Origin of the sequence: Phreatobacter aquaticus, from assembly GCF_005160265.1 — a bacterium.
GTDB classification, from domain to species: domain Bacteria; phylum Pseudomonadota; class Alphaproteobacteria; order Rhizobiales; family Phreatobacteraceae; genus Phreatobacter; species Phreatobacter aquaticus.
The window spans coordinates 3,765,898-3,789,672 of record NZ_CP039865.1 but is presented as its reverse complement, the minus strand read 5'-3'; the positions used below and the strand labels follow the sequence as shown (position 1 = coordinate 3,789,672).

The 23,775-nt window shown below is 65.1% G+C and carries 21 protein-coding genes; 16 read left to right on the top strand and 5 right to left on the bottom strand.

Features of this window, described 5'->3' with window-relative positions:
• Positions 1-79: 79 nt before the first annotated feature.
• From E8L99_RS17980 to lpxB, 15 genes are all read left to right on the top strand, one after another.
• The gene (locus E8L99_RS17980) at positions 80-730 is read left to right on the top strand and encodes an HAD hydrolase-like protein (RefSeq protein WP_137100842.1); all 651 of its coding nucleotides are present in this window, start codon (positions 80-82) and stop codon (positions 728-730) included.
• Between the two features lie 170 nt (positions 731-900).
• Positions 901-1,896, top strand: a complete 996-nt coding sequence (locus E8L99_RS17975) for a 30S ribosomal protein S2 (protein ID WP_137100841.1) — start codon at positions 901-903, stop codon at positions 1,894-1,896.
• A 139-nt stretch (positions 1,897-2,035) separates the two neighbouring features.
• A complete protein-coding gene (gene tsf, locus E8L99_RS17970) occupies positions 2,036-2,959 on the top strand; it encodes a translation elongation factor Ts (protein ID WP_137100840.1) in 924 nt (307 codons plus the stop codon).
• Positions 2,960-3,120: 161 nt separating this feature from the next.
• Positions 3,121-3,837: a UMP kinase gene (pyrH, locus tag E8L99_RS17965; RefSeq protein WP_137100839.1), complete on the top strand. Its 717-nt coding sequence runs from the start codon at positions 3,121-3,123 to the stop codon at positions 3,835-3,837.
• A gap of 52 nt (positions 3,838-3,889) precedes the next feature.
• On the top strand, positions 3,890-4,456 hold the full coding sequence (frr, locus tag E8L99_RS17960; protein ID WP_137100838.1) for a ribosome recycling factor: 567 nt from the start codon (positions 3,890-3,892) through the stop codon (positions 4,454-4,456).
• Between the two features lie 16 nt (positions 4,457-4,472).
• Entirely contained in the window at positions 4,473-5,267 is a 795-nt protein-coding gene (locus E8L99_RS17955) for an isoprenyl transferase (RefSeq protein ID WP_137100837.1), read from the top strand.
• A 1-nt stretch (position 5,268) separates the two neighbouring features.
• Positions 5,269-6,135: a phosphatidate cytidylyltransferase gene (locus E8L99_RS17950; protein WP_137100836.1), complete on the top strand. Its 867-nt coding sequence runs from the start codon at positions 5,269-5,271 to the stop codon at positions 6,133-6,135.
• A 5-nt stretch (positions 6,136-6,140) separates the two neighbouring features.
• Entirely contained in the window at positions 6,141-7,310 is a 1,170-nt protein-coding gene (gene dxr, locus E8L99_RS17945) for a 1-deoxy-D-xylulose-5-phosphate reductoisomerase (protein ID WP_137100835.1), read from the top strand.
• A gap of 57 nt (positions 7,311-7,367) precedes the next feature.
• On the top strand, positions 7,368-8,702 hold the full coding sequence (rseP, locus tag E8L99_RS17940) for an RIP metalloprotease RseP (RefSeq protein WP_137100834.1): 1,335 nt from the start codon (positions 7,368-7,370) through the stop codon (positions 8,700-8,702).
• A 168-nt stretch (positions 8,703-8,870) separates the two neighbouring features.
• Positions 8,871-11,489, top strand: a complete 2,619-nt coding sequence (gene bamA, locus E8L99_RS17935) for an outer membrane protein assembly factor BamA (RefSeq protein ID WP_252511147.1) — start codon at positions 8,871-8,873, stop codon at positions 11,487-11,489.
• 49 nt (positions 11,490-11,538) lie between these two features.
• Entirely contained in the window at positions 11,539-12,576 is a 1,038-nt protein-coding gene (gene lpxD, locus E8L99_RS17930; RefSeq protein WP_137100833.1) for a UDP-3-O-(3-hydroxymyristoyl)glucosamine N-acyltransferase, read from the top strand.
• Positions 12,577-12,606: 30 nt separating this feature from the next.
• Positions 12,607-13,083: a 3-hydroxyacyl-ACP dehydratase FabZ gene (gene fabZ, locus E8L99_RS17925; RefSeq protein WP_137100832.1), complete on the top strand. Its 477-nt coding sequence runs from the start codon at positions 12,607-12,609 to the stop codon at positions 13,081-13,083.
• 7 nt (positions 13,084-13,090) lie between these two features.
• The gene (lpxA, locus tag E8L99_RS17920) at positions 13,091-13,930 is read left to right on the top strand and encodes an acyl-ACP--UDP-N-acetylglucosamine O-acyltransferase (protein WP_252511146.1); all 840 of its coding nucleotides are present in this window, start codon (positions 13,091-13,093) and stop codon (positions 13,928-13,930) included.
• The gene (locus E8L99_RS17915; RefSeq protein WP_137100831.1) at positions 13,923-14,783 is read left to right on the top strand and encodes an LpxI family protein; all 861 of its coding nucleotides are present in this window, start codon (positions 13,923-13,925) and stop codon (positions 14,781-14,783) included. Before lpxA ends, E8L99_RS17915 begins: the two co-directional genes overlap by 8 nt.
• Positions 14,776-15,951, top strand: a complete 1,176-nt coding sequence (gene lpxB, locus E8L99_RS17910; RefSeq protein ID WP_137100830.1) for a lipid-A-disaccharide synthase — start codon at positions 14,776-14,778, stop codon at positions 15,949-15,951. Before E8L99_RS17915 ends, lpxB begins: the two co-directional genes overlap by 8 nt.
• A gap of 58 nt (positions 15,952-16,009) precedes the next feature.
• On the opposite strand, the gene gltA is transcribed toward lpxB, so the two are convergent.
• Together gltA and gltX are read right to left on the bottom strand one after the other, a co-directional pair.
• Positions 16,010-17,308 carry a citrate synthase gene (gene gltA, locus E8L99_RS17905; protein WP_137100829.1) on the bottom strand — a complete coding sequence of 433 codons (1,299 nt, stop codon included), beginning with the start codon at positions 17,306-17,308 and terminating at the stop codon, positions 16,010-16,012.
• Positions 17,309-17,496: 188 nt separating this feature from the next.
• Positions 17,497-18,915 (bottom strand): glutamate--tRNA ligase, encoded by a 1,419-nt coding sequence (gltX, locus tag E8L99_RS17900; RefSeq protein WP_137100828.1) that lies wholly within the window; start codon positions 18,913-18,915, stop codon positions 17,497-17,499.
• A gap of 187 nt (positions 18,916-19,102) precedes the next feature.
• Here gltX and E8L99_RS17895 point away from each other — a divergent pair, with 187 nt between their 5' ends.
• Positions 19,103-21,280 carry a ComEC/Rec2 family competence protein gene (locus tag E8L99_RS17895; RefSeq protein ID WP_210421775.1) on the top strand — a complete coding sequence of 726 codons (2,178 nt, stop codon included), beginning with the start codon at positions 19,103-19,105 and terminating at the stop codon, positions 21,278-21,280.
• A 2-nt stretch (positions 21,281-21,282) separates the two neighbouring features.
• Here the strand turns inward: E8L99_RS17895 and lexA are convergent, their stop codons facing one another.
• The 3 genes from lexA to moaC form a co-directional block, all read right to left on the bottom strand.
• Positions 21,283-21,975, bottom strand: coding sequence for a transcriptional repressor LexA (lexA, locus tag E8L99_RS17890; RefSeq protein ID WP_137100826.1), 693 nt, complete (start codon positions 21,973-21,975; stop codon positions 21,283-21,285).
• Positions 21,976-22,083: 108 nt separating this feature from the next.
• On the bottom strand, positions 22,084-23,286 hold the full coding sequence (locus E8L99_RS17885) for a molybdopterin molybdotransferase MoeA (RefSeq protein ID WP_137100825.1): 1,203 nt from the start codon (positions 23,284-23,286) through the stop codon (positions 22,084-22,086).
• A gap of 2 nt (positions 23,287-23,288) precedes the next feature.
• The gene (gene moaC, locus E8L99_RS17880) at positions 23,289-23,774 is read right to left on the bottom strand and encodes a cyclic pyranopterin monophosphate synthase MoaC (protein WP_137100824.1); all 486 of its coding nucleotides are present in this window, start codon (positions 23,772-23,774) and stop codon (positions 23,289-23,291) included.
• Between the last annotated feature and the right edge of the window lies 1 nt (position 23,775).

Here is a 23,775-nt window from a genome sequence, read left to right as displayed (position 1 = left end):
TGTCATCGCCACCGGCATGCAGGGGTGACGTTCCGCCTCGGCCGTGGACCTCTGCGGCTTCAGGCGATAAACGGGCCGGATGAGCTATACGGTCCTCTTCGATCTCGACGGAACCCTCACCGATCCGGCCTCCGGCATCATCGGCTCCTTCCAGAAGGCGCTGGTCGATCTCGGCCACGCGCCGCCGCCCTTCGAGAGCCTTGGCTGGATTATCGGTCCGGCGCTCAGACTGTCGTTTCCCAAGGTGATGGGCGAGGGCGCCGACGCGGAAGCAGCGGTCGAGCGCTACCGGCACCATTATCGCGGCGGCGGCATGTATGATCTCTCGCTCTATGACGGCATGCCCGAGGCGGTCGCGACCGTGCGCGGGCAGGCGTCCCGCATGTTCGTCTGCACGGCCAAGCCCGAGCCCTATGCGATCCCCATCGTCGAGCGCTTCGGCTACGCGCCGCATTTCGAGCGGGTCTATGGCGCGGCGCTGGACGGCAGCCTCGACGACAAGGCCGACATCATCGCCAAGATCATCGCCGAGCAGGGCATCGACCCTAAGCGCACCGTGATGATCGGCGACCGGCTGCACGATATCCATGCCGCCAAACGGCACGGTATCGCGTCGATCGGCGTCGTCTGGGGCTATGGCGGCGCGGAGGAACTGACAGCAGCCGGGGCCGACAGGCTGTGCGAGAAGACCGGCGATCTGCCTGCCCTGGTGGCGGGCCTGATGGGCTGATCCGGCGGAAAAGCTCGCCCACGCTTGCATGTTCCAGGCGCTTCGTGTATCGCCGCGCCATTCCACACGCAGGCTTGCGGTGCAGGGCGATGTCCTGAGCCGCTCCGGTGGGTTGCAGGTTCCATCCCGGTTCCGGCCCATGTCTGCGGAGGCTTAACCGGAGAAGACCTATGTCGCTGCCCGATTTCAGCATGCGTCAGCTTTTGGAAGCTGGCTGCCACTTTGGCCATCAGGCCCATCGCTGGAACCCGAAGATGAACCAGTACATCTTCGGCGTCCGCAACAACATCCACATCCTCGACCTCGCCCAGACCGTGCCGATGCTCCATCGCGCGCTCGTCGCCGTGTCCGACACGGTGGCCAAGGGTGGCCGCGTGCTGTTCGTCGGCACCAAGCGTCAGGCTCAGGAATCGATTGCCGAGGGCGCCAAGAAGGCCGCCCAGTATTACGTCAACTCGCGTTGGCTCGGCGGCACGCTGACCAACTGGAAGACGGTGTCGGGCTCGATCTCGCGCCTGCGCAAGCTCGATGACGCGCTGTCGAACGGCGGCGCCGGCTACACCAAGAAGGAAACCCTCCAGCTGACGCGCGAGCGCGACAAGCTCGAGAAGAACCTCGGCGGCATCAAGGACATGGGCGGCGTCCCGGACCTGATCTTCGTGATCGACACCAACAAGGAGGCGATCGCCATCCTCGAGGCCCGTCGCCTCGGCATCCCGGTGGCCGCCATCGTCGACACCAATTGCGATCCGGACGGCATCACCTATCCGATCCCGGGCAATGACGACGCCGGCCGCGCTCTGACGCTCTATTGCGATCTGATCGCCCGCGCCGCCATCGACGGTCTCGCCCGTTCGCAGGGTTCGTCGGGTGTCGATCTCGGCGCCATGGAAAAGCCGGTCGTCGAGGACCTCACCCCGGCAGCTCCCGCCGGCACCGAGCGTCTGGCTGGCCCGCGTGGCCCGGCCGACGAGCTCACCAAGCTCACCGGCGTCTCGGCCGCCATCGAGAAGCAGCTGAACGATCTCGGCATCTTCCACTTCTGGCAGGTTGCCGCCTTCACCCCGGCTGATGTGTCCGAGATCGGCGACAGCGTCGGTCTGCCTGGCCGTGTCGAAGGCTGGATCGCGCAGTCAAAGGCGCTGGTCGACGCCGAAGCGGCCTGAGGCCCTCTCGCCGACAGTCATCCGCCTGCCATGTTCGCATGATGTGGCGGTGACACGGTTTGGTTCCATTCCGGCCGGTCCGACCCCTCGGGCCGGCCGTTTCCCGTCGAATTCACTCAATAGTCAAGGATAAAGACCCATGGCGAACATCACCGCCCAGATGGTCAAGGAACTGCGCGAGATGACCGGCGCAGGCATGATGGACTGCAAGTCCGCCCTGACCGAAACCAACGGCGACATGGAGGCCGCCGTCGACCTCCTGCGCAAGAAGGGCCTGTCGAAGGCCGCCAAGAAGGCCGGCCGCGTGGCCGCCGAGGGCCTGATCGGCGTGTGGAGCGACGGCCCGAAGGCCGCAGTCGTCGAGGTCAATTCCGAGACCGACTTCGTCGCCCGCAACGACCAGTTCCAGGGCCTGGTGAAGCTCGTCGCCCATGTCGCATTCAAGACCGGCGACGATGTCGCCGCGATCCTGGCCGGACCCGCCAGCCCGCAGAGCTCGGTTGCCGATGCGATCGCCTCGGCTGTTGCCACCATTGGCGAGCACATGTCGCTGCGCCGCGCGGCGGTGATTGCGGTCTCCGATGGCGTCGTCGGCTCCTACATGCACAACCAGATCGAGCCGGGCCTCGGCAAGATCGGCGTGCTGGTCGGCCTGGAATCGACGGGCTCGAAGGATGAGCTGGCTGCCCTTGGCCGCCTGGTCGCCATGCATGTGGCCGCTGCCAATCCGCAGGCGCTCGATGCGTCGGGTCTCGACCCCGTCGTCGTCGCCCGCGAGAAGGCGATCCTTGCCGAGAAGAATGCCGGCAAGCCCGAGAACGTCATCGCCAAGATCGTCGAGAGCGGCATGAAGACCTATGCCAAGGAGGTCTGCCTCCTCGATCAGGTCTACATCCACGACACCGGCAAGTCGGTGGCGCAGGCGCTGAAGGAAGCTGAAGCCAAGGTCGGCGCGCCGATCAAGCTGACGGCCTTCGTGCGCTTCGGCCTCGGCGAGGGCATCGAGAAGGCGGAAAACGACTTCGCCGCAGAGGTCGCGGCACAGGCTGGTATCCAGAGCTGAGGCTCCGGCCTGTTCCACGAAACCTCCGGCAAAAAGGGGCGGGCGACCGCCCCTTTTTCGTGGGTACGATGACCACTTGTCCCCGTTCGGCTTGCGTGCTTGGCGGGTTGCGCTAAACCCGTCCGTCACGGAACCGGGCAGTTCGAGTCGGAGAGATCGGGATGGCGCAGCCACGCTACAAGCGCGCGCTGGTGAAAGTGTCCGGCGAGGCGCTGGCCGGCGATCAGGACTTCGGGTTCGACCCGAAGACCGTGCGCGCCATCGCCGAGGATCTGATTGCCGCCGCCAAGGCCGGCACAGAGCTCGCGGTCGTAGTCGGCGGCGGCAACATCTTCCGTGGCAAGCAGATCGCCGGCATTGGGCTGACCCGGGTCGATGCCGATGCCATCGGCCGGCTCGCAACCGTCATGAATGCCATTGCGCTCGCAGGCCAGATCACCGCGCTCGGTCACCCGGCCGTCGCGCTTTCGGCAGAGCCGGTGCCCGAGGCGCTTGACGTCTATACCGTCCGCGCAGCGCTCGCCCATATCGCGGCAGGCCGCATCGTGGTGCTGGGCGGTGGCATCGGTGTGCCGCTTCTGACCACCGACACGACAGCGACCATGCGGGCGGTGGAGTTGGAATGCGCCGTCGTTCTCAAGGGTACCAATGTCGACGGAGTCTATTCCGCCGACCCCAAGCGGGACCCCAAGGCGCAGCGTTTCGACGAGATCACCGCGGCCGATGCGATCGCCAAGGACCTCAAGGTGATGGATACCGCCGCCTTCGCGCTTGCCCGAGAGAACCGACTTCCGATAATCGTCTTCTCCCTTGATGCTCCCATGGCCGTATCCAGCGTGCTGGCCGGGCAGGGGCGCTCCACCCTTGTCACGGTCTGACCCGTGGCAACATTCCGCGTGATGACAGCGCAACGATCAGAGGCGTAACCCCATGGCCGCGTCACCCGTTTTCGACATTCAGGACGTCAAGCGCCGCATGGCCGGCGCGATTGCCAGTTTCAAGCACGAGCTCGGCACATTGCGGACGGGCCGCGCCTCGCCGAACCTGCTCGACCCGATCGTGGTGGAAGCCTATGGGCAGACCATGTCGGTCAACCAGGTGGCAACCGTCAGCGTGCCGGAGCCGCGGCTGCTGTCGGTTCAGGTCTGGGACCGCGCCATGGTGCAGCCGGTTGAGAAGGCGATCCGCGAATCCAGCCTCGGGCTCAATCCGCAGACCGAGGGTCAGGTGATCCGGCTGCGCATCCCGGAACTGACGCAGGATCGCCGCAAAGACATGGTGAAGGTCGCGCACAAATATGCCGAGGGTGCCAAGGTGGCCGTACGCCATGTGCGCCGCGACGGGCTCGACGTGCTGAAGGTCAAGGAAAAGGACCATTCGATGAGCGAGGATGAGCATGTCCGCGCCGCCGATCTGGTGCAGAAGGAAACCGACAAGCACATCGCCGAGATCGACCAGCTGGTGATGCACAAAGAAAAAGAGATCATGACCGTCTGAGGAGGCGACCGGAGCGATGACCCTGACGAGCCGACCTGGCCGCGAGTTTGACCAGACCCAGGATGGACCGCCGGCCGATGAGGCTGGGCGTGCCCCCGGTTTGCCGCGCCATGTCGCGATCATCATGGATGGCAATGGCCGCTGGGCGCAGGCCCGCGGTCTGCCGCGTGTCGAGGGGCACCGGCGCGGCGTCGATGCGCTTCGCAGGACGCTCAGGGCCGCCCGCGAGATCGGCATCGAGGTCGTCACGGTCTATTCGTTTTCCTCGGAGAACTGGTCGAGGCCGTTCGCCGAGGTCTCGGCCCTGATGGGGCTTTTGAAGCGTTTCATCCGCAACGATCTTGCCGAGCTGCACGAGGCGGGCGTTCGCGTGCGGGTTTCGGGCGAGCGCGCGGGGCTTGAGCCGGATATCCGGCGGCTTCTCGAAGAGGCGGAAGCCCTGACCGCCGCCAACAGCCGGCAGACGCTGGTTGTCGCCTTCAATTATGGCGCGCGTCAGGAAATCGCCCAGGCGGCGCGGCTTCTGGCCGAGGAAGTGGCGGCGGGCTTGCGCGATGCGGCCTCGATCACGCCGGACGTGCTGGAAGCAAAGCTCGGCACTGCCGGCATTCCCGATCCCGACCTGATCATCCGGACATCCGGCGAAGTCCGGCTGTCCAATTTCATGCTCTGGCAGGCGGCCTATTCCGAACTGGTGTTCCAGCCGATCCTCTGGCCCGACTATGGCAAGGAGCCGCTGATGGAGGCATTGGCCGAATATCAGCGCCGCGATCGCCGTTTCGGCGGCGTCGCCGCGGCATCGGGCGGTTGACATGATGGGCGACCAATCGACGACGACGGACAGCCGGCCGGCCGGTGCCTTCTCCGATCCCGATCTCTTGCGGCGCATTGCATCCGCACTGGTGATGGTCCCCGTCGCCCTGGTGGCGGACTGGATGGGCGGCTGGCTTTTCGCCCTGTTGTGGCTTGCCGCCGCCCTCGTTGTCCTGTGGGAGTGGAATGGCCTGGTGCTGGGGCCGGGCCACCGCGCCATGCTGGTGGTCGAAGGCCTTGTGATCGTCCTTGCCGTCTGGGCCCTCATCCAGTTCGGCGACCTGCTGGTCGAGGCGGCACTCCTGGCGATAGGGGCCGCCCTGGTGGCCGGGATGGCGACGCAGGATCGGCGCAACTGGGCGATGGCTGGATTCGGGTATGCGGCCGCGGTCGTGCTGGGGCCCATCCTGCTGCGCCTGGATCCCGTTCATGGAGCAACCGCCATTCTCTGGCTGTTCGCCGTCGTCTGGGGCACCGATGTCGCCGCCTATTTTGCCGGGCGGGCGATCGGCGGTCCGAAGCTCTGGCCAAGACTCTCGCCCAAGAAGACGTGGGCCGGTTTCATCGGCGGCACGCTTGTCGGCACGGTTCTGGGGCTTCTGGTCGTCCATCTGGCCGATGTCCACGTTGGCGTGACCCTCGGGTTCGTCACCTTCGTCATCGCGGCGCTCAGCCAGGGCGGCGATCTGTTTGAATCCTTCGTCAAGCGGCAATTCGCCGCCAAGGATGCCGGCAAACTCATTCCCGGTCATGGCGGCGTGATGGACCGGCTCGACGGCTTTCTTGTTGCCGCCGTCGCCGCCGCCATCATCGGCATCGTCCGGGGCGGAACGGGCTCTGCTGCCACCGGCATCCTGGTCTGGTGACAATCATGCGATCCCTGACGATTCTCGGCGCCACCGGATCGGTTGGCACCAGCACGCTGGATCTTGTCAGCCGGCATCGCGACCGCTTCACCGTGGAGGCTGTCACCGCCCATTCCGACGCGGCCGGCCTCGCCCGCGTCGCCCGGGAGCACGGCGCGCGGTTCGCCGCCATCGCCAATCCGCAAGCCTATCACGCGCTCAAGGCGGCACTGGCCGGTAGCGGGATCGAGGCCGCGGCTGGCCCGGATGCCGTCGTTGCTGCCGCGGAACGATCCGCCGATATGGTCCTGGCGGCGATTTCCGGCTCGGCCGGGGTTGCCCCGGTGCTCGCGGCGATCCGCCGCGGCATCACGGTCGCGCTTGCCAACAAGGAAAGCCTGGTCGCGGCGGGCGATCTGGTGATGTCGGAGGCGGCTCGCCACGGTGTGCGCATCCTGCCGGTCGATTCCGAGCACAACGCTGTCTTCCAGGCGCTGGCGGGATCGCGCATCGAGGATGTCGAGACCGTCTGGCTGACGGCCTCGGGCGGGCCGTTCCGCACCTGGAACGCCGAAGCCATTGCCGCGGCGACGCCGCAGGACGCGCTGAAGCACCCCAATTACGCCATGGGTGCCAAGGTGACGATCGATTCCGCCAGCCTGATGAACAAGGGCCTTGAACTGATCGAGGCCCACCATCTGTTCGCCATGCCGGCCGACCGGCTCAAGGTGCTTGTCCATCCGCAGCAGGCCGTCCACGGCATGGTCGGCTACCGCGACGGCTCGGTGGTCGCCCAGCTCGGCGCTGCCGACATGCGCGTGCCGATCGCCCATTGCCTCGGATTTCCCGAACGGATCGACGGGCCGTCGCGGCGGCTCGATCTCGCAGCCCTGGGCAGTCTGACCTTCGAGGAGCCGGATCTGGTGCGCTTTCCAGCGCTGCGCCTGGCCATCGACGCCATGCGCGCCGGGGGCAGGGCGCCCTGCGTGCTGAATGCCGCCAATGAAGTGGCGGTGGAGGCCTTTCTGGCACGGCGCATCGGCTTCGGCGACATCGCCCGCACCGTCGCCGAGACGCTTGACGCGCTCGGCACCGGCCCTTCTGCGGCCACACTGGAAGACTTAAACTTCATTGACCATGTCGCCAGAGAGCGAGCCACCAGCACTATGCACAGGGCCGTCTCTGCGGCATCTTAACCATGGGAGGATGTGGGTTGGCCTTGCTAGGTTGGCGCATGTCCATGGGACGTTGACATGAATTTCATCTCCGCAATGGGCGGGACCGGCTGGACTGTGGTCTCGGTCGTGATCCCGTTCCTGTTCGTCCTGACGATCGTGGTGTTTTTCCACGAGCTCGGCCATTTCTGGGTCGCGCGGCGCTGTGGCGTGCGTGTCGAGGTGTTCTCGATCGGATTCGGCCGCGAGTTGTTCGGTTTCAACGACCGTCACGGCACGCGCTGGAAGCTTTCGGCCATCCCGCTGGGCGGCTATGTGAAATTCTTTGGCGACGCGGACGCCGCCAGCAAGCCCGATTTCGCTGGTGCCGAAGCGATGTCGGCGGAGGAGCGCTCGGTCAGCTTCCTCTACAAATCGCTGGCCCAGCGCGCCGCGATCGTCGCCGCCGGGCCGATCGCCAATTTCATCCTCGCGATCGTCGTGTTCGCCGGCATCTTCTCGCTCTATGGCAAGCCGTTCATCGAACCGCGGGTCGGCGGGTTGGTGCCGGTCAGCATCACCGACCAGGGCGGCTTCCGTCCGGGTGACGTGATCTATTCCGTTGGCGGCGAGCGTGCGATCAGCTTGGACGCGATCAAGGCCACGCTTGCAGCCAAGGCCGGCCAACAGCTTGATGTCGTGGTCAGCCGCGGCAGCCAGCAGGTGACTGTCTCGGCCGTGCCGCAGGCCGCCTGGTTCCAGGGCTCGGTTGCCGAACAGGCGGGATTCCGCCCGGGCGACCTCGTGCTGTCGATCAATGGCCGGGCGATCGAGAGCTTCACCGACATGCAGCGCTTCGTCGAAGTGCGCGCTGGCGAGCCGCTTCAGGTCGTGGTCAACCGCGACGGCCGCAATGTCGAGATCACAGCGACGCCGTCGATCACGCAGTTCAAGGACCGTTTCGGTGGGACGCACCGGGTCGGCCGCCTTGGCATCTCGCCCTCGCGCGATCAGGCCGCCATGGTGATCCGCCGCTATGATCCGGCGACCGCCACCTGGCTTGGCGTCAAGGAGACGTGGTTCGTCGTCGAGCGCACCTTCGGCTATCTCGGCGGTGTGATCATGGGAACCCAGAGCGCCGACCAGCTCGGCGGTCCGATCCGGATCGCCCAGGTGTCGGGTGAGGCGGCATCAATTGGTTTCGGTGCGTTGCTGAGTCTGGTGGCGCTGATCTCGGTTTCGATCGGCCTACTCAACCTTTTTCCGATTCCCATGCTCGACGGCGGGCATCTGGTTTTCTACGCGATCGAGGCCATTCGTGGCCGTCCGATGAGCGAACAGGCACAGGAAATGGCGTTTCGCGTCGGTCTTGCGCTGGTGTTGATGATGATGATCTTCGCGACCTGGAACGACTTGCGGGGATTGGTCGGCTGAGTTGCGGGGCGTGGCCCTGCGGCAACGGCTGGCAAAAAATGGGCGGGGTTCGCCGGGTGCGGTTTGCACGGTTCGGGAAACCGGATACAAGCAACTCGCCCTGGAGGATTCCATGGGTGATCCGCGTTCGCGCGGAAACGACAAATTGAACAGACAGGCGCTTGATTCATGACTCTTTTCGCTCGGACGGTCCGAACGGTCGTGATCGCGGGAACGATGGCAGCGGCTTCCGCATTCGCGGTGATGCCCGGCAGCCTCTTCCTTGCGACGGAGGCATCAGCGCAGGCTGCGAGCTCGATCATTGTCCAGGGCAACCGTCGTATCGAGAGCGATACGGTTCGGTCCTATTTCTCGACCGCCCCGGGCGAGCCGCTCTCGGCCGCCAAGGTCGATGAGGGCATCAAGGCCATGTATGCCACGGGCCTGTTCCGTGACGTGCGCGTCAGCCGCCAGGGTGGGCGTCTGGTGGTCAATGTCTCCGAGAACGACGTGATCAACCGGGTCGTGTTCGAAGGCAATCGCCGCCTGAAGAGCGACCAGCTGCTCAACGAAATCGAATCGCGTCCGCGCGGCACGTTCTCGCGCGCCACCGTTCAGTCCGACGTGCAGCGCCTCTACGACGTCTATCGCCGGTCGGGCCGCTACGAGGTCCAGATCGTTCCGAAGACCATCACCCAGCCGAACGGCCGCCTCGACCTGATCTTCGAGGTCACCGAGGGCCGCAAGTCGGGCGTGCGCGCCATCACCTTCGTCGGGAATAGCGCTTTCGGCCGCCAGCGCCTGCTGGATGTGATGTCGACCGGTGAAACCGGAATTTTTTCTTGGCTCAAGTCGAACGACGTCTATGACGCCGACCGGCTGAATGCCGACCAGGAAGCCATCCGCCGCCTCTACCTGCGCAATGGCTATGTCGACATGCGCGTTCTGTCGGCGCGTGCCGATTTCGACCAGGCCGCCAATGCCTTCACGGTGACGATCGAGATCGAAGAGGGTCCGCAGTACCGGATCGGTTCGGTCGATGTTCAGTCGAACATCCGCGATGTCGATGGCGCGACGCTGCGTGGCGCGGTCAAGACGCGCGAAGGCAACGTCTACAATGTCGAACTGGTCGACAAGTCGCTTGAGGACGTGACCCTTGAGGTCGCGCGCCGCGGCTATGCCTTCGCGTCGGTTCGTCCGCGCGGCGAGCGCGATCCCTCGACGCTGCGCGTCAACCTCGTCTATGTCGTCGAGGAGGGTCCGCGCGCCTATATCGAGCGCATCAACATTCGCGGCAACACCCGCACCCAGGATCGCGTGGTCCGTCGTGAGTTCGACGTGGCCGAGGGCGACGCCTACAACCGCGTGCTCGTCGATCGTGCCGAGCGCCGCCTGAAGAACCTCGGCTTCTTCAAGAACGTCAAGATCACCACCGAGCCCGGCTCGGCCGCTGACCGCGTGATCGTCAATGTCGATGTCGAAGACCAGCCGACCGGCCAGTTCTCGATCTCGGGTGGCTATTCGACTGCTGACGGCTTCATCGCCGAAGCATCCGTCGAAGAGCGCAACTTCCTCGGCCGTGGCCAGTTCGTCCGCCTCGGCGGCACGCTTGGCCAGCGCTCGAAGGGCATCAACTTCTCCTTCACCGAGCCCTTCCTGCTCGATTATCGCCTGTCGGGTGGTTTCGATCTCTACTGGCGCCAGACGAATGCCTCGACCTACCAGGCCTATTCGTCGACGGCCTATGGCGCGACGCTGCGCCTGGGCATTCCGATCACCGAGCAGTTTGCCTTGCAGACGCGCTACAGCGCGATCTCGCAGCGGATCTCGATCCGGTCGGATCTGACGAATTGTAATACGGGCTATACCAACCAGCTGAGCCAGTTCACGAAGGCGGACGGATCGGTTGTCAATCTGGTGGCCGGCTCGGCTGCGGCGAATGATGTCCTCGCCGGTGGCGGCACCAACAATGGCCTGCTGTATATCGGTGCGAACGGTCTGGCGACGACCACTGCTGCTGGTTCGACCGGCAACTTCACCTGCTTGGACGATGGCGAAGCTTCCGCCGCTCTCCGTGCAGTGGATGGCCGGACCCGCTTCATCTCGATGCTCGGCTATTCGCTGATCTACTCGAACCTTGACCGCGCGCTGAACCCGAGCCAGGGCCTCTATGCCGAGCTCCGCCAGGACTTCGCCGGCGTGGGTGGCAATGCTCGTTTCATCCGCACCACCGGTGAGGCCCGCTACTATCACGACCTGAGCAACGAATGGATCGGCATGCTGCGTGTCCAGGCCGGTAACATCACCGGCTGGGGTGCAACCAAGACCGATGGCGGCAAGCTTGACGCGATCGATCAGTTCTTCATGGGTCCGGAGCTGGTGCGCGGCTTCCAGACAGCTGGTATCGGTCCTCGCGACTATGCGACGGTTCTTCCCGGGTCGGGGCGCCTGGCGGATGCTCTTGGCGGCACGAACTACTGGGGTGCGTCAGCCGAGGTCACCTTCCCGATGACCTTCCTGCCGAAGGACTTCGGCATGCGCGGTGCGCTCTATGCGGATGCCGGCGCGGTCTGGGGTTATGACAGCGTGCGTCAGTTGACCACGGCCGGCGGCATTCTGCCCGTCAGCACGGTTGACCCTTCGTCCGGCAAGGACACGACGGGCCATTACATCCGCTCGTCCGTGGGTGTCGGCCTGCTCTGGAACTCGCCCTTCGGTCCTATCCGCTTCGACTATTCCTTCGTCCTGTCGAAGGCGCCCTGGGATCGTACGCAGTTCTTCCGCTTCTCGGGCGGCACGCGCTTCTGATCGGCGGCGCCTCGCTTTCAGCGGGGCGCGCCTTTCCGGCCGGATGACCATGTCAGATCCCGTCTTCTTCACACCGGCCGAGGCGATGCATGTCGCCTCGGTCGCTTCCTTTCTGGGGGCCGTCGGGGGCGAGGCCTTCGGCGATCGTGCCGTTCTGGGCGTCGCGGCCCTGATCGATGCCGGGCCGACCGACCTGTCGTTCTGCGACAGTCCCAAATACCTGGATCAGCTCGCGTCCACGCGGGCGGGGGCCTGCCTCGTGCAGGAGCGGCTGCGTGACAGCGTTCCCGCAGGCACGGTTGCTCTCGTCGTCGCCCACCCGCACGCAGCCTTCGTGTCCATGTCGCGGCGCCTGTTTCCGCAGGCGCTCCGGCCGCAATCGCTGTTCGGTGCTACCGGCATATCGCCTGGCGCCATGGTTCACCCGAGCGCTCGACTCGAGCCCGGGGTGGTGGTCGATCCCGGTGCGATCATCGGCCCAGCTGCAGAGATCGGTGCGGGCACAGTCATTGCCGCTGGGGCTGTCATCGGTCCGCAGGTGAGGATCGGCCGCGATGCGGCGATTGGCGCAGGCGCGTCGGTGACCCATGCCCTCGTCGGCAACCGGGCGATCGTGCATCCCGGTGTTCGGATCGGCCAGGACGGTTTCGGCTTCGAGCCAAGCCCGCGCGGCCATTCCAAGGTTCCCCAGATCGGCCGCGTCATTATCCAGGACGATGTCGAAATCGGCGCCAATTCGACGATTGATCGCGGTCACGTGCGCGATACTGTCATTGGCGAGGGCACCAAGATCGACAATCTCGTTCAGATCGCGCACAACGTGGTCATCGGGCGGCATTGCATCATTGTCAGCCAGTGCGGCATTTCGGGTTCGGCAACGCTCGGCGATTTCGTCATGCTGGGCGGGCAGGTGGGGGTAAACAACCACGTCACCCTTGGTTCTGGCGCGCAGATTGCCGCGACGTCGGTGGTCAAGGACGATGTGCCAGCCGGCGCGCGCTGGGGCGGCAGGCCTGCCAAGCCGGTCCGTGACTGGTTCCGCGAGATTGCCGCGCTCGAGCGCCTGGCGCGGCAGAAGTCAGTTTGAAACAGTCCCTCGGAAGCGCGGGTAGACATCATGACGGACATTGAAGGCGCCGAGGCGCCGGTCACCAGTATCGGCATTGTCGGGATACAGAAGCTCCTGAGCACTCTGCCGCACCGTTATCCGTTCCTGCTGATCGACAAGGTTGTCGATATCCGGGCCGACGAGTTCGGCATCGGCATCAAGAACGTGACGGCCAACGAGCCGCAGTTCATGGGTCATTTCCCGGGAAATCCGATCATGCCCGGCGTGCTGATGATCGAGGGCATGGCGCAGACCGGTGGTGTGATGGCCATCCTCAACGCGGGCGGCAGCGCCGGCAAGGTCGTGTACTTCATGACGATCGACAAGGCGAAGTTCCGCAAGCCCGTCATCCCCGGCGACCGGATCGAGTATCATATGACCAAGATCGCCAAGAAGCGGAACATGTGGTTCTACCGCGGCGAGGCCTTCGTCGATGGCAAGCTGGTGGTCGAAGCCGAGTTGTCCGCCGTCCTGGCCGATGCCTGAAGCGAGCATGATGACAGAGCGCCCGACCTTCATTCACCCGCTGGCCCATGTCGTGTCCGGCGCCCAACTCGGACAGGGCGTGTCAGTCGGGCCATTCTGCATGGTGGGTGCTGACGTGACGCTTGGCGACGGGGCGACGCTCCATTCCAACGTCAATGTGTCGGGTAAGACCAGCATTGGCGCCGGCACGGAGGTTCATGCCTTCGCCTCGCTTGGCTCGCCGCCGCAGGATCTGTCCTACAAGGGCGAGGACACCGAGACGCGGATCGGTGAGCACTGCGTGATCCGGGAGGGCGTGACGGTCAATCGCGGCACGCCGAAGACTGGCCTGACCAGCATCGGTGACCGTTGCTTCATGATGGCCTATTCCCATGTCGCCCATGATTGCCGGGTCGGCAACAATGTGATCTTCGCCAATGCCGCTACGCTTGGTGGGCATGTGAAGGTCGGGGACTTCGTGTTTCTCGGCGGGCTATGCGCCGTCCACCAGTTCACCCGGATCGGCGAGTTCGCCATGGTCGGTGGACTGACCGGCGTGAAAGACGATGTCATCCCGTTCGGCATGGCCTTTGGCGCCAACGGGGTCTCCGGCGAGCTGATCGGCCTCAATGTCATCGGCATGAAGCGCAGAGGCTTCACCCGCGACGATCTGCGCACGGTTCGCGCCTGTTACGACATGTTGTTCTATGGGCCCGGCATCTTTGCCGACAGGCTGGAACAGGCGGGCACTGCTTATCGTGACCATCCGGCTGCCGGCCGTTTGATCAGCTTCATCGATGCCGGTGAGAAGCGGCCCGTCATGATGGCTGCGCCGAAGAAGACCCGCGTGGCTGGAGCCGATGACTGACCGGTCGCCGCTCGGCATCATCGCAGGCGCCGGACGGTTCCCGCTTGCGATCGCGGAGACGGCGAAGGCACAGGGCCGGCCTGTTTTCGCGATTCTCTTGAAGGGCATTGCGGGCCCGGAACTGGAAGGCTTCCCGCATGTGCGCGTGGGGATCGGGCGCTTCGGGGCCATGATCCGCGCAGCCAAGGGCGCCGGTTGCCGCGACCTGGTCTTCATCGGCTCGCTTGTCCGCCCCAATCTCTGGACGACCATCCCCGACCTTGCGGCCATCCGCATCGCGCCGCAGATGATCCGGCTCTATCGCGGTGGCGACGACCATCTGCTGCGCGGCATTGCGGGCCTGTTCGAGCGCGAGGGCTTCCGGTTGCTGGCCGCTCAGGACGTTGCACCGGAATTGCTCATGCCGGTGGGTCCGCTCGCACGGCGGCTGCCAAGTGCCGAGGATGCCGCCGACATTGCCCATGGCCTTGGGGCGATTGCTGCGCTTGGACCCTATGATGTCGGTCAAGGCATGGTGATCGGTGCTAGACGTATCGTCGCCGTCGAAGGGGCTGAGGGAACCGACGGCATGCTTGAGCGATGCGCAGCGATGCGACAGTCGAGACGTCTCAACTGGACCTCCGATACGGGCATTCTGGTCAAGGCGCCGAAGCCCGGTCAGGATCGCAGGCTTGACCTTCCAGCTATCGGCCCGGCGACCGTCGAGCGCGCGGCCCAAGCCAAGTTGCGCGGTATCGCGGTCGTTGCCGGTTCGACCCTGATGGTCGATGCCCAGGAGATGATCCGCATTGCCGACGGCCATGGCTTGTTCCTGGTTGGCGTCGATCCCGCTGGCAGGGCAGCGCATGTCTGATCGGAAGCCGCTCGACGTGTTCATGATCGCGGGCGAGGAGTCCGGCGATCAGCTCGCGGCGCATCTGATGGACGCATTGGCCACCATGGCACCTGCCGGCGCGACCTTTCGCGGTATCGGCGGTCCGCGCATGGAGGCGAGGGGGCTCGTTTCGCGCTTTCCGATGAGCGACATCGCCCTGTTCGGGATCACCTCGATCATCGTGCATATTCCGAAGGTGCTGAGGCGTGTGCGCGAGATGGTCGCCGCCCTGAAGGCCAACCCGCCGGATGTGCTGGTGCTGATCGATTGCCCCGGATTCACCCGGCGGGTCGGCCGCGCGATCCGAACCCTCTGCCCGCAGATTCCGATCGTGTTCTATGTTTCGCCATCGGTGTGGGCCTGGCGGCCAGGCCGCGCGCGCGAGATGCGCCCCTATGTCGACCATCTGCTGGCGCTGCTGCCGTTCGAACCAGCCATTCACCAGAAGCTTGGCGGTCCGCCCTGCACCTATGTCGGCCACCCGATTTCCGAGCGCGTCGCCGACATTCGCCCTGGCATAGCCGAGGCTGCGCGGCGTGCAGAACGTCCGCCCTCGGTGCTGGTGCTGCCAGGTAGCCGCCGGCTGGAGATTACGCGGCTGTCGCCGATCTTCGCCGAGGTGCTCCAGCGCGTCGACGCATCGGCCGGCCCGATCGACTGGGTGCTGCCTGCGGTCCCGCACCTGATTGACTTGATCCGTCAGGAGGTCGCGGGCTGGCCCGTCAAGCCGCGCATCCTGACCACGGAACAGCAGAAGTTCGAAGCCTTCCGCAGCGCCCGGGCGGCACTCGCCTGTTCCGGGACGGTGACGCTCGAATTGGCGGTGGCGGATGTTCCCCATGTTGTCGCCTATCGCGCTGGGTGGCTCGAAGCGCAGATCGCCCGCCGGCTGATCACCGCTGATACCGCGGTGCTCGCCAATCTGGTGATCGGCGAGAACGTCGTGCCGGAATTCCTTCAGGAGTTCGCGACCGCCGATGCCATCGCGCCGGCGCTTGCCAGTGTGATCCTGGACGGCCCGGCGCGCGATGCGCAGATCCATGCCTTCAGCCGCCTCGACACGATCATGGGCTTTGGTGGCGAAGACCCAAGCAGCAAGGCGGCGCGGGTCGTGCTCCATACGGCGTCCCGGTCGAGCGCCGGCTGACACCCAACGAAAAGGGGCGCCGAAGCGCCCCATTCCGACACATTCTTGTTGTGACGCCTTACTTGCGACGGGAGACCGGCACGAAGTCGCGGCGCGCCTCGCCGGTGTAGAGCTGACGAGGACGGCCGATCTTCTGGTCCGGATCCTCGATCATTTCCTTCCACTGCGCGATCCATCCGACGGTGCGCGCGAGCGCGAACAGGACGGTGAACATCGATGTCGGGAAGCCCATCGCCTTCAGCGTGATGCCCGAATAGAAATCGATGTTCGGATAGAGCTTCTTCTCGATGAAATAGCTGTCCGACAGCGCGATGCGCTCGAGTTCGACTGCCACGTCGAGCAGCGGATCGTCCTTGATGCCGAGCTCTGCCAGGACCTCGTGGCAGGTCTTCTGCATGATCTTGGCGCGCGGATCGTAGTTCTTGTAGACGCGATGCCCGAAGCCCATCAGGCGGAACGGATCGTTCTTGTCCTTGGCCTTGGCAACGAATTTCGGAATGTTCTCGACCGAGCCGATCTCGCCGAGCATCTTCAGCGCGGCCTCGTTGGCGCCGCCATGGGCCGGGCCCCAGAGGCACGCAATGCCGGCGGCGATGCAGGCGAAGGGGTTGGCGCCCGACGAACCGGCAAGACGCACTGTCGAGGTCGAGGCGTTCTGCTCGTGGTCGGCATGGAGGATGAAGATCCGGTCCATCGCGCGCGCCAGAACCGGGTTCGGCTTGTATTCCTCGGCAGGCACCGAGAAGCACATCCGCAGGAAGTTCGACGCATAGTCGAGCGAATTCTCCGGATACACGAACGGCTGGCCGACCGTGTACTTGTAAGCCATCGCGGCGAGCGTCGGGAGCTTGGCGACCAGCCGGATCGACGACACCATGCGCTGGTGCGGATCGGCGATGTCGATGGAGTCGTGATAGAAGGCCGACAAGGCGCCAACAGCTGCCACCATCACCGCCATTGGATGGGCGTCGCGGCGGAAGCCCTGGAAGAAGCGCGACATCTGGTCATGGACCATGGTGTGGCGCGTCACGCGGTAGTCGAAATCTGCCTTCTGGTTGGCGGTCGGGAGCTCGCCATAGAGGAGGAGGTAGCAGGTCTCGAGGAAATCGCCGTGTTCGGCGAGCTGCTCGATCGGGTAGCCGCGATAGAGGAGCACGCCCTCGTCACCGTCGATATAGGTGATCTTGCTTTCGCAGCTGGCGGTCGAGGTGAAGCCAGGATCGTAGGTGAACATGCCGGTCTGGGCATAGAGCTTGGCAATGTCGACTGTCGACGGCCCAATGGTTCCCTCAGATACGGGAAACTGAACCGTCTTGTCACCATAGGTCAAAGTAGCCGTCTTGTTGCTTCCGGACATAGGCAACCTCTTGAAAATACGTCGCGAATCCTGGCTTCTCGCCTATGGCGGCCGATACCGATCGCCCGACGTGCCCTTCTGCTCCGATAGACGCTTTTTCGCACCGCGGCAAGCGCGGGCCCGCGCTTATGGGCATGGTTGCCCCGACGCGCGCAAACCGCGCGCCGTTCGCCCCAAAAGTGGCGGTTTCAGCCGCCGATCTGATCGGCTATGCGCGCTAGACTTTCGTCGCGGCCGAGCACGTCGAGGACGTCGAAAATGCCTGGCGACGTGGTCCGCCCGGTCACCGCGGCACGCAGCGGCTGCGCAATGGCGCCGAGCTTGACGCCCTGTGCCTCTGCTTCTGCGCGTACCGCCGCGTCTGCTGACGCGGCACTCCACTCCGGCATGGCCGCAAGCCGCGTATGCAGGGCGCCGAGGTGGCTTCGAGCATCGGGCGTCAGCAGGGCTGCTGCCTTCTCTTCCATCGGCAACGGACGCATGGCCGTGATGAACCGTGCTCCGTCGATCAGATCGAGGACGGTCTTGGCGCGCTCCTTCAGGCCAGGCATGGCCTTCAGCAACTGCTCCCGAACCTTGGGTGTGAGCGTCGCTGCGATCGCATCGCCATTCTCGATGTGCGGCAGGATCGTATCGATTGCCGCGATCAGGCGGGCATCGTCGGCATGACGAATGTAATGGCCGTTGACCGCCTCGAGCTTGGCGAAGTCGAACCGCGCCGGCGACCGCCCCACGGATGACAGGTCGAATGCCTCGATCATCTCCTCGGTCGAGAAGAATTCGCGGTCGCCCTGGCTCCAGCCAAGCCGGACAAGATAGTTCCGCAGCGCCTCGGGCAGGTAGCCCATGGCGCGGTAAGCATCGACGCCCAGCGCACCGTGCCGCTTGGACAGCTTGGCGCCGTCGGGCCCATGGATCAGCGGGATATGCGCCATGGCCGGCACGGCCCAGCCGCACGCCTCATAGATCTGGGTCTGGCGCGCCGCATTGGTGAGATGGTCGACGCCGCGGATGATGTGAGTGACCGCCATGTCGTGATCGTCCACGACCACGGCATGCATGTAGGTTGGGGTGCCGTCGGAGCGGAGCAGGATGAGGTCGTCGAGATCCTTGTTCGGAATGACCACGCGGCCCTGGACAAGATCGTTCACGACGGTTTCGCCGTCCTGCCGGGCCTTAAGACGGACGACCGGCTTCACGCCCTCCGGGGCTTCGGCGGGATCGCGGTCGCGCCAGCGCCCATCGTAGCGGGGCGGGCGCCCCTCCTTCATCGCAAGCTCGCGCATGGCGTCGAGTTCGGCCGGCGTGGCATAGCAATAATAGGCCTTGCCGGCGGCCAGCAGGTCACGGGCGACCGCTGCGTGACGATCGGCGCGGGCAAACTGGTAGATCGTCTGGTCGTCCCATGCGAGGCCGAGCCATTCCAACCCATCGAGGATCGCGGCAATCGCTTCGTTGGTCGAGCGCTGCCGATCGGTATCCTCGATCCGAAGCAGCATCTTGCCACCGGTCTTCTTGGCATAAAGCCAGTTGAACAGGGCAGTACGCGCGCCTCCAATATGAAGGAAACCCGTCGGAGATGGAGCAAAGCGGGCGACGACGGTCATGATTCATCCGAACGGGACAGAGTGGTACGGCCCGCATTAGTCTCGGGCCAGGAGGCGCGTGCCTGTAGCACGTTGCGGACGGCTTGGGGAGCATGGGTTGAGGGCACGGGTGCGCGCCATCGCTCAGGTGATCGGGCAGGGGGCACACCCTTCGCTCGCGGGTGGTGCTTCGGCTGTCTTCGGGGACTTGGTCCAGCGCCTCCAGGTCTGGGGGGCGCTTGAACTGGAACGTGGCCGCGCTTTCCTGTTTCTTCCGATCGCGTTCGGCTCCGGCATCCTGATCTATTTCGCGGCTCCTGACGAACCAACCCTGTTGGCTCCTCTCGCGCTGACGATCCTGCTGGCGGGATTGACCTTCCGGCTGCGCACGCACCATGGAACCTTTCTCGCTCTGGCAGGTGCGGCAATGGTTAGCTGCGGCTTCACGGTGGGTGCGCTCCGATCGGCGTGGGTGGCACATCCGGTCCTCGGAACGGAGGTTCCGTACGTCCGGCTGACAGCCTGGGTGGAAGCCGTCGAGCGGCGTGAAGGCGGCGACAGGCTGACCTTGCTGGTGGTCAGTGCGGAACCTGCCTTGCCCGTCAGAATAGAGCGACTGCGCGCCACGGCGCGGGCGGCGAGTGGCGCCAAGACCGGGTCGGCGATTGCAATAGCCGCCAGGCTCAGGCCGCCGGCGGATCCAGCCGCACCCGGCCTCTTCGATTTCGGCCGCGACGCGTTCTATTCGGGTGTTGGCGCGACCGGCTTTGTTATCGGGCAGGTTGCCGCCGCCAATGCCGGCGAGGCCCCTCGGGCAATCCGCCTGCGGGCGGCGCTCGATCGGCTGCGTTCGGCGATCAGCGAGCGCATCCGCGCCGCGATACCGGGACCCGCGGGCGCCATTGCCGATGCACTGGTCACAGGCAAGCGGGATGGCATTCCCGAAGGTCTCAACGAGGCCATGCGGGCGGCCGGTACCTACCACATCCTGTCGATCTCGGGCTTCCACATGGCGCTGGTGGCGGCGCTGGTCTTCGCTCTGGTCAGGGGAACGCTCGCCCTCTTCCCGTCATTCGCGCTGAGACGGCGCGTGAAGGCACTGGCAGCCTTGGTCGCCCTGGTGGTTTCTACGGCCTATCTGGTGATTTCCGGCGCTGAGGTCGCCACCCAACGCTCCTGGATCATGATAGCCGTTGTTCTCATCGGGGTCGCGCTCGACCGAGGTGCGCTCACGTTGCGGACACTGGCTCTCGCTGCTTTGGTCGTGCTGGCCCTGAGCCCGGAAAGCATCATTGGTCCGAGCTTCCAGATGTCTTTTGCCGCGACGCTCGCTCTCGTCGCGGGGTACGGGATGCTGAGGCCATGGGCCGAGCGCCACGCCGAGAACAGGGCAGGGGCCGGGCGTGCGCTTCTCTCGCTGACCAACGGGATTGCGGGCCTGGCGACAAGCTCTTTCGTCGCATCCCTCGCGACGACGCCCTATTCCGCCTATCATTTCAATACGCTGCAACTCTTCGGCGTCGCGGGAAATCTCCTAGGCGCGCCGATCATCGAGTTCGTCGTGATGCCGCTGGAAATCCTGGCGCTGTTGCTCTGGCCCTTCGGGTTCGATCAGCCCGTGTGGAGCCTCGTCGGCTCGGGAATCCACTGGTTCGTCTGGCTGATGGAATGGGTCGCGTCCTGGCCGGGCGGACGCATTGTCGTGCCCTCGTTCTCGCCCTTGTCGCTGGCGCTGATCTCGGCCGGCATCATCCTGCTCGCTTTGCTGACGACACCCCTGCGTTGGGCCGGAGTGCCTATCTTCCTGGTCGGTCTTGGCGTCCTGCCGCTGCGGGACCCGCCGGATATCCTGATCGATGGCGAAGGCGGCAGTATTGCCGTCCGTGGCAGCGACGGCCGCCTGCGAGCGCTGTCACCCAGAGGCAATCGCTTCACGCTGCAACGCTGGCTCTTGTCGGACGGTGATGCGCGACAGCCGGCCCATGACACGATCCGGTCAGGAGTGACCTGCGATCCCCAGGGCTGCGGTGCGATTCTTCCGGGAGGCGATCGCATCGTCGTGTCGACGGATCCAGAGGGCCTTGCGGACGATTGCCGGGAGGCCCGTTTCGTTGTGACGAGGATACCGGCGCCAGTTCCTTGCGCAGCCCGGGTGATCGACCTGCGCGCAATCGCCTGGACCGGTGCCGTCACCCTTCATCGTGCGGGGACCAACTATCGGATCGAAACTGCCCGGCCGGCTGCCGGCGGAGCCCGTCCGTGGCACCGTCCGCGGCCTTCTGGAGCCATGCCTGCGTTGCTATCAGAGCCGACAACAGCCGGACCAGTGGTCGTCGCACCCGCCGCGGCGGAGCCAAGCACGGAGGAGGCCGATCCCGCGCAGTGAGATCAGTAGCGGCGGATCAGCCCCACCAACTTGCCCTGGATGCGCACGCGGTCAGGGCCGAGAACACGCGTTTCGTAGGCCGGATTGGCCGCTTCCAGCGCGATCGAGGTCCCGCGCTTGCGCAGTCGCTTGAGCGTTGCCTCTTCATCGTCGATCAGGGCCACGATGATGTCTCCGGTTTCAGCGGAATCTGTCTTGCGGACCAGTGCGAGATCACCTTCGAGAATGCCGGCATCGATCATCGAGTCGCCCCGGACCTCAAGGGCATAATGTTCGCCGCGGGTCAGCATTTCAGGGGGCACGGAGATGGTGCTGACGCGGTGCTCAATGGCTTCGCGCGGTACACCTGCGGCGATGCGGCCCATGAGCGGGACGGCCACCGGCATGACCGTGTCATCGTCGGGCGCCGAGGGGCGGGCGCGCCCGAGCGACCCTTCGATGACACTCGGCGAAAAGCGACCGCGGACAGGGCCTGCAGACTGCTCTGGCTGGCGAATGATCTCGAGCGCTCTTGCGCGGTTCGGGAGCCGCCGGATGAAGCCCCGCTCTTCCAGCGCCGTGATCAGACGGTGGATGCCTGATTTGGACTTGAGATCGAGGGCCTCCTTCATTTCGTCGAAGGATGGCGGCACACCGCTTTCGGTCAGCCGTTCCTGGATGAAACGAAGGAGTTCGTGTTGCTTGCGCGTCAACATCGGGATGCGGCCCTCTGTGCTACGTCCAATCGAATCGGACGAACATATCATGAACGATCACTATCCGTTCTTTATGTGTTCCGCAAGCATTGAGATTTCGTGAACAGTTTAGTCGGCGAGGCGAATGATCTCGCAGGCCGAACCCGCTGGAGCCTCTGGCGCAAAGGGGGCACGCATGATGAGGGCGTCCGAGTCCGCAAGGACCCGGATCATCGAGGAGTCCTGGATGGCAAAGGCGGTTGCGATCAAGGCTTGCCCATTGCCGCTCAGTTTCGCCCTGAGGAAGTCGGCGCGAAAGTCATTGGCCCGCACCGCCGCCCCCAAAGTCGCAGCTTCGGTCTTCCATTGCCAGTCGCTGCGGCCGGAGAGCCTGCGAAGCAAGGGGCCAAGGAAGATCGTCGCGCAGACGAACGAGGCGACAGGATTGCCGGGAAGGCCAAGCAACCGCATCGGTCCAAGGTCGCTCATCATCAGCGGTTTGCCCGGGCGCATGGCAATCCGCCAGAAGCCCAGCGCCGCTCCCTCCCGAGCGATCACATCACGGATAAGGTCATATTCGCCGACGGACGCGCCACCGGATGTCACGAGAACGTCCGCGCCCGCGGCCCGGGCCTGTCTGACAGCGGCAAGCGTGTCGTCGATCCGGTCAGCGACAATGCCGAGCGGGATGGGCTCGCCGCCTTCGCGCCGGACAAAGGCAGCGAGGCCAGTCGCATTGGAGGACACAATCTGGCTTGGTCCAGGTTCGCATCCCGGCTCGACGAGTTCATCGCCCGTCGAGAGGATGGCAACCCTGGGACGCCGATGCACGGGCAGCTCGCCATGATTCATGGCTGCCGCAAGCGAGAGGCTGCGCGGATTGAGTCTTGTGCCGGCGCGCAGACCCACGATGCCCTCGGAGAAGTCGAGGCCCATCGGACGGATATGACGCCCTGGAGTCGAAGTCGCGGTGATCCGCACAGCGGAGCCGTCACGATGCGCATCCTCCTGCATCACGACTGAGTCGGCGCCTTCAGGCACTTGCGCGCCCGTGAAGATGCGGACCGCACCGCCGGCGGGAATTGACCCTGCGAACGGTCTGCCGGCTGCTGACTCGCCGACAACATGGAGAATGCCAGGAAGGTCGGCGACGCGGACGGCATAGCCATCCATGGCAGAGACGTCGCCTGGCGGTTGTGTCCGCCTGGCGGCGAGATCGCGGGCAAGAACCCTCCCATCGGCTTGGTCGAGCGGCACCCATTCTTCCGGCAAGGCATCCTTGCCGTCGATGATGCGGGCCAAAGCGTCGCCAACCGGCAGGAGGTCAGCCATGGTCAGTCGGCCTGGAACGGTCCGGAGGCTCCGCCGGATTTCTCGATCAACCGGATGCCCTCGATCCGCATTCCGCGATCGACGGCCTTGACCATGTCGTAGACCGTGAGACAAGCCACGGAAACAGCCGTCAGCGCTTCCATCTCGACGCCGGTCTGCCCCGACACCTTGACAATCGCGCTGACCCGGACGCCAGGCAGGGCGTCGTCCGGCACGATGTCGACGGCGACCTTGGTGAGCAGGAGTGGGTGGCAGAGAGGAATCAGGTCGTGGGTCTTCTTCGACGCCATGATGCCAGCGAGACGGGCCGTACCGAGCACATCGCCCTTCTTGGCCTCTCCCGCGCGAACAATGGCCAGTGTCTCCGGCCGCATCACGACGCGGCCTTCAGCGACAGCGACACGCTCGGTCGCCGGCTTTGCCGACACGTCGACCATGTTGGCCTGACCGCTGGGGTCGAGGTGGGTGAGCACTGTTCCTTGCGCCATG